Genomic DNA, 6,072 nt, shown 5'->3' on the forward strand with positions numbered 1-6,072 from the left:
CCTGTCCCGGCAGGGGAATGGCGGCCCCGGCCGGCGCCGCAGCGCCCGGCCCGCGCGGCACCCGGGCGGCCACGAAGGTGCCCGCCCCGACCCTGGCCTCGGCCAGCCCGTCGCTCAGGAGCTGTTCATAGGCGATGACCACGGCGTTGCGGCGCAGCCCGAGCTGCGCGGCGAGGTCCCGGCTGGAGGGCAGGCGCAGCCCCGGTGCCAGCCGCCCGCCCAGGATCGCGGCGCGCAGCCCGGCATGCAGCCGGCCCGACTGGCTGCCCGCCCCGTCCAGCAACAGGGGCATATCCAGCACCTCCGGCTTCCGCCGGGAATTGGTTGGCATATCGTGCTCCGGATTGGCCCTCGCGCCGACCAATTTCACGGCCTCATGATGGCGGCGTCAATCAAGGCCTTTCCGATGTCCGAAACCCAGACCTATCCCGTCGAGGCGCGCAACCGCGTCAAGCGGCGGCACGACCGCGGCTTCTACGATCACGAGACGGTCCACCGGCTGCTCGACGCCGCCGCGCTCTGCCATGTCGCCTATGCCGTGGACGGCCAGCCCTATTGCACGCCGACCCTGTTCTGGCGCGAGGGCACGCGGCTCTACTGGCATGGCAGCAGCGCCAGCCGCATGCTGCGCAACCTGTCCGAAGGCCAGCCGGCCTGCCTGACGGTCACGCATTTCGACAGCCTGGTCCTGGCGCGCTGCGGCTTCAACCATTCCGCCGACTACCGCTCGGTGATGGCCTTCGGCCAGGCGAGGCTCGTGGCCGATCCGGAGGAGAAGTGCCGCGCCCTGGTGATGATGGTGGACCGCTTCTTTCCCCACCGCACCGCCGGGCTGCGCCAGAGCACCGACCAGGAGATCAAGGCCACCGCCGTCATTGCCATGGAGATCGAGAGCGCCTCGGCCAAGATCCGCGCCAAGGGCGTGGCCGATGACGAGGAGGATTACGCCTTGCCGGTCTATGCCGAGCGCCTGCCCATCCGCACGGTGATCGGCGCGCCGGAACCCTGCCCGCGTCTGCGGCCCGGCGTCGCGCGGCCGGCGGACCTGGCGTCCTACCGCGCGGAACGCCCGCTGGAGGAGGCCCTGGCCGAGGCCTATGCGGAGGCCTATCGCGGCTGATCGTACGGGGAGGGCGCGCGCCTGTCCCCGTCGATCCGGCAGGCTGCGCGCCCCTCCCCCTGCCCGGATCGAAGGCGGCCTTTCCGGTTCAGGGACCCGGAACTCACCCCCGGGGGATAGCCAGGAGGAAACAGCCAGGGGAAATCGGCCTCTCCATGTCCTTTCCCTGGCACCGCCGGGCCGGAACCGTCTGGCATGGTCCGCGACAAGGTGACACAAGCCGCCGGATTTTTCGGGAACGGGGTGGCCCCATGGCAGATCCAGCCAGAGTCTTCGCAGCATCGGAACAGGAAAGGGACAGGATCACGCCCGCCGCGCGGAAGGCGCTGTGGGGCTCCGCCCTGGGCTATGCCATGGATGGCTTCGACCTGCTGATCCTCGGCTTCATGCTGCGCGCCATCTCGGCCGATCTGGGGCTGAGCCCGGCCCAGGCCGCCTCCCTGGTCACGGCCACCCTGGTCGGCGCGGTGATCGGCGGCGTGGGCTTCGGCATGCTGTCCGACCGGCTCGGGCGCGTGCGGGTGCTGACCTGGACAATCGTGCTCTTCGCCGTCTTCACCGGCCTCTGCGCCCTGGCCCAGGGCTACTGGGACCTGCTGGTCTACCGCACCATCGCGGGCATCGGCCTGGGCGGCGAGTTCGGCATCGGCATGGCCCTGGTGGCCGAGGCCTGGCCGGCCAGCAAGCGCGCCCGCGCCTCCTCCTATGTCGGGCTGGGCTGGCAGGCCGGCGTGCTGCTCGCGGCCGTGGTGACACCGATGCTGCTGCCGGTCATCGGCTGGCGCGGGATGTTCGCGGTCGGCCTGTTCCCGGCCATCGCCGCCTATTTCATCCGCCGCAGCCTGCACGAGCCCGATGTCTTCGTGGAACACTCGGCGAAGGCCCCCGGCGCCTCGCCGCTGCGGCTGCTGGTGGCGGATGCCCAGGCCCGGCGCAGCAGCCTCGGGCTGGTGATCCTCTGCTCGGTGCAGAACTTCGGCTACTATGGCGTGATGATCTGGCTGCCGAACTATCTTTCCAGCCGGTTTGGCTTCGGCCTCACCCAGTCCGCCACCTGGACGGCCGTGACCATCCTCGGCATGGCGGTGGGCATCTATGCCTTCGGCCAGGTCGCCGACCGCGTCGGGCGCAAGCCGGCCTTCTTCGGCTGGATGCTGGGCGCGGCGGTCATGGTCGTCGTCTATTCGTGGCTGACCGATCCGGCGGCGCTGCTGGTCGGTGGCGCGGTGATGGGCTTCTTCGTCAACGGCATGCTGGGCGGCTACGGCGCGCTGATGAGCGAGCTCTATCCCACCGCCGCCCGCGCCACGGCGCAGAACGTGCTGTTCAACATCGGCCGCGCGGTGGGCGGCTTCGGCCCGGTGGCCGTGGGCGCCGTCGCGGCCGCCTATGGCTTCGAGACCGCCATCGCCCTGCTGGCCCTGCTCTACGTCCTCGACATCCTGGCCATGTGGTTCCTCATCCCCGAGCGCCGGGGCGCGGAGCTGGCCTGATCCGGTCCAGGCGCCGCGATCCGTCCGCCGGCCGCGCGCCACCCCGCGCCGGCCGGGCTCGATCCGGCCCGCACCCGCTGCGCCAACGCCGCCGGCACGAACCTTTCCCGGCTCTCGCATGGAGGGCCAGGGGCGGATCACAACCGGCGGCCAGACATCCGGGCCGCCGCACCGGGTTCCTGGCGGAGCGGGGGTTTGGAGGCGAGGCGGAGCCTTGGCCCCCAGGAACGCCCGATCAGTCCTCCAGCAGCATCGGGCAGGCAGGCTGCCCCGCCACCGTGGCAACAGCCACCGCCAGGGTGAAGAGGCGCCGCTCGTCGAAATAGCGTCCGACGAGCTGGGCCGCGAGAGGCAGGCCATCGGCGGACAGGCCGGTCATCACCGCCAGGGCCGGATGGCCGGTGACGTTGAAGGGCGTGCGCGCCTGCCGCGCATAGGTCCGGGCGATCTCCGCCGGGTCGTCGATCCGCGCCGCCGGGTCCATGGAGCTGGCGCAGAGCAGCACGTCCACCTCCCGGAAGGCGGCCTCCACCGCCGCGATCATGCGGTGGCGGGCGCGCTGGGCGCGGCCGAGATCCTCCGCCGTGAGGAAGGCGCCGGTCAGCAGCGAGGAACGCGTGAGCTGCGCGTAGTCGCCCGGCCGCTCGCGCAGCCGGCGCGCATGGATGGCGAAGGCCTCCGCATGGAGGATGACGCGGTTCACCGCCGCGAACTCGTCGAGCGAGGGCAGGGTGACGTCGCGGACCTGCATGCCCAGCGCGCCCAGCCATTCCGCCGCCCGCTCCAGCCCCGCCGCCATCTCCGGATCGGCGGGCATGTCGCGCTCGTGGAAATGCCGCACAAAGCCGACGCGCAGCCCCTTCAGGCTGGCGGCGGGGCCGGGGCGGTAATCCGCTGCCTGCGGCACGGCACTGCCGGGGTCCCCGGGATCATGGCCGGCGATGGCCTCCAGCAGCAGCGCGGCGTCCTCGGCACTGCGGGCCATGGGGCCGATATGGTCCAGCGTGAAGGCGAGCGGGAAGACGCCGGCGCGCGAGACCAGCCCATAGGTCGGCTTCAGCCCGGTGATGCCGCACTGGCTGGCCGGGTTGCGCACCGAACCGCCGGTATCCGTGCCGAGCGCCAGGGGAAAGAGCCCCGCCGCGAGTCCGGCGCCGGAACCGGAGGAGGAGCCGCCCGGGTGGTGGTCCGTGTTCCAGGGATTGCGCGCCGCCGGGAAGGGCAGGTCGTGGCAGGGACCGCCGATGGCGAATTCATGCGTGGACAGTTTGCCCAGGATGATGGCGCCCGCCGCGCGCAGCCTGGACACGACAGTGGCATCCCGCGCCGCGACATTGCCCAGCAGGATCTTCGAATGGCAGGTGGTGGGCAGGCCGGCGACGTCGATGATGTCCTTGATGCCGACCGGCACGCCATGCAGCGGACCGCGCTTGCGGCCCGCGGCGATCTCGCGCTCCGCCTGTGCGGCAGCGTCCAGCGCCGCCTCGGCGTCGAGACGGATGAAGGCATGGACCTGCGGGTCCATCCTGCCGGCGCGGTCCAGCAGGTGGCGGACCAGCACGGTCGGGGTCAGCGTCCCGGCCTCGTAGGCGGCGGAGATCGCGGCGGCGCCGAGGCGGTGCGGAGCGGATTCGGCGCGGCTCACGGGCGCGGCCTCACCTGCATGGGAGGCCAGGGTTCCGCAGCCGGGTCCGGATCGGGCGGCAGCCTGCCGCGCGCATCGGCGGCGCGCCGCGCGGCGGCCAGGACATCGTCGCGATGCCCGGCCAGGGCTTTCTCCAGGCCCATGGTCCGGGCCAGGGCTTCGATCAGGGAATCGTCCATGGCGGACAGGCTGGCATAAGCCGTGCCATCCTGCCTCCTGGCCGGTGAGCGGGCGTGCCGAGGCCGCCGCGACGTTCCGGCGGCAGGCGGGTCCGGCCCCGCCCACCGCGATCCACCGGCTCGGGAAAGCTCAGGCCGAAAGGCCGACCCGGCCCCGGCGCTGGGTGCGCAGCACGTCCTCGATCCAGCGGTCGAGGCGCATGGTCTCGGCCTCGGCCTCGGCCCGGTTGGGATAGGCCTCGGGGAAGCGTAGGGAAAGCCAGCGCCAGGCGACAAGGCGCTTGTGGACCTTCTCCGCACGTTCCAGCTCGTCGCGCTGGGCGCGTTCCGGCGCCGGCAGGCGGCCGGCCATGGGAGGCGTGACCGAACGGCCCGCGCCATGGTCCACGGCCCAGCGCGCCAGCCGGACGATGCCATTGTCGCGCTGGTCCACCGGGCAGAGGGCGTAGGTCCAACGCTGTGTCAGGGCGAGGCCTTGCACGCCGTCCACGGCGGTGGCGATGGCCATCTGCTGGCTGAGATCGGCCAGCCGGTAGTTCGGGTCGTCCCGCCGCAGCACGGCGCGGCGGATACGCGCCAGCACGCCGAAGAGGCTGTCCGACCCGATCTCCGCCGCCACGGCGGAAACGATGTCGGAATCGGGCTGCACCTGGGGGCGCAGGTCCTCCGGCAAGTCCGGCGGGGCTTCCAGCAGGCGCCGGATCTGCTCCGGCGCACCGCCGCCGGCCAGGACGGAGACGATGCCTTCCTCGAAGCGCCCGAAGCGCCCGGCACGGCCGCCGATCTGCTTCACCTCCTGCGTGTTCAGGTCGCGGCGCTGCTCGCCGTCGAACTTGCGGAGGGTGGAGAAGACGACACGGCGGATGGGCAGGTTCAGCCCCATGCCGATGGCGTCCGTGGCGACCAGGATATCGGCCTCGCCATCGCGGAAGCGCGCGGCCTCGGCCCGGCGGACCTCGGGGCTGAGGGCGCCATAGACCACGGCGACGCGCCGCCCGCGCCGCACCAGCTCGGCACGCAGGTCCAGCACGTCGCGGCGGGAGAAGGCCACCAGCGCGTCCCCGGGACGCAGGTCGCCGAAATTCACCGGCGCGCGGGCGGCATTCAGCGGGCTCTTGCGCTGGAGCGAGATCTCCTCGACCGGATCGTCGCAGAGCGCGGCGATACGCTTGACCATCGGCACGCAGTCCGGCGCGCCGAGCACGAGGACATGCCGGGCCGGGGCGCCCATGATCGCCGCCGTCCAGGCGGCGCCACGGTCGCGGTCCTGGAGGAGCTGCGCCTCGTCCACCACCGCCACGTCGGTCGGGTTGTGGAAGGGGCACATCTCCACGGTCGCGGCGAGGTGGCGGCTGCCCTCCACAGGCATGCGCTCCTCCCCGGTGGAGAGCGAGGCGGCGATGCCGCGGCTGGCCAGCGCCTCGCGGAACTCATGCGCCAGCAGGCGGAGCGGGGCCAGGGCCATGCCGCTTTCCGCGGTGGCGAGGCGGTCGAGTGCCAGATGGCTCTTGCCGGAATTGGTCGGGCCGGTGACCAGGGTGATGCGGCGGTTCAGCGCCCGCGCGGTGCGGAAATGTGCCGCGAAACGGTCCAGCGCAGCGACACGGGCGACGGCGGCATTGAGGCCCTTGCCGC

6 protein-coding genes are annotated in these 6,072 nt (G+C 72.4%); 2 read left to right on the top strand and 4 right to left on the bottom strand.

Features of this window, described 5'->3' with window-relative positions:
* Positions 1–331: GntR family transcriptional regulator (locus tag ROTAS13_RS17735; RefSeq protein ID WP_139323412.1), on the bottom strand; the 331-nt coding region annotated here is incomplete at its 3' end.
* A gap of 75 nt (positions 332–406) precedes the next feature.
* Here ROTAS13_RS17735 and ROTAS13_RS17740 point away from each other — a divergent pair.
* On the top strand, positions 407–1,120 hold the full coding sequence (locus ROTAS13_RS17740) for a pyridoxamine 5'-phosphate oxidase family protein (RefSeq protein WP_026033469.1): 714 nt from the start codon (positions 407–409) through the stop codon (positions 1,118–1,120).
* 251 nt (positions 1,121–1,371) lie between these two features.
* Positions 1,372–2,613: an MFS transporter gene (locus tag ROTAS13_RS17745; protein ID WP_252571072.1), complete on the top strand. Its 1,242-nt coding sequence runs from the start codon at positions 1,372–1,374 to the stop codon at positions 2,611–2,613.
* Positions 2,614–2,848: 235 nt separating this feature from the next.
* On the opposite strand, the gene ROTAS13_RS17750 is transcribed toward ROTAS13_RS17745, so the two are convergent.
* The 3 genes from ROTAS13_RS17750 to ROTAS13_RS17760 all read right to left on the bottom strand — a co-directional run.
* Complete coding sequence (locus ROTAS13_RS17750; RefSeq protein WP_139323413.1) at positions 2,849–4,258, bottom strand: amidase; 1,410 nt, start codon at positions 4,256–4,258, stop codon at positions 2,849–2,851.
* Complete coding sequence (locus tag ROTAS13_RS17755) at positions 4,255–4,437, bottom strand: hypothetical protein (RefSeq protein WP_019462622.1); 183 nt, start codon at positions 4,435–4,437, stop codon at positions 4,255–4,257. Before ROTAS13_RS17755 ends, ROTAS13_RS17750 begins: the two co-directional genes overlap by 4 nt.
* A 130-nt stretch (positions 4,438–4,567) precedes the next feature.
* A partial coding sequence (locus ROTAS13_RS17760; RefSeq protein WP_256371403.1) for a helicase-related protein occupies positions 4,568–6,072 on the bottom strand: 1,505 nt, incomplete at its 5' end.

This window comes from Roseomonas sp. TAS13 (genome assembly GCF_001950415.1).
Taxonomy (GTDB): domain Bacteria; phylum Pseudomonadota; class Alphaproteobacteria; order Acetobacterales; family Acetobacteraceae; genus Roseomonas; species Roseomonas mucosa.

Excerpts from the sequence above, each read along its gene's own strand:
- ROTAS13_RS17755 (WP_019462622.1), bottom strand. The coding sequence starts at position 4,437 with ATGGACGATTCCCTGATCGAAGCCCTGGCCCGGACCATGGGCCTGGAG.
- ROTAS13_RS17745 (WP_252571072.1), top strand. The coding sequence starts at position 1,372 with ATGGCAGATCCAGCCAGAGTCTTCGCAGCATCGGAACAGGAAAGGGAC.
- ROTAS13_RS17740 (WP_026033469.1), top strand. The coding sequence starts at position 407 with ATGTCCGAAACCCAGACCTATCCCGTCGAGGCGCGCAACCGCGTCAAG.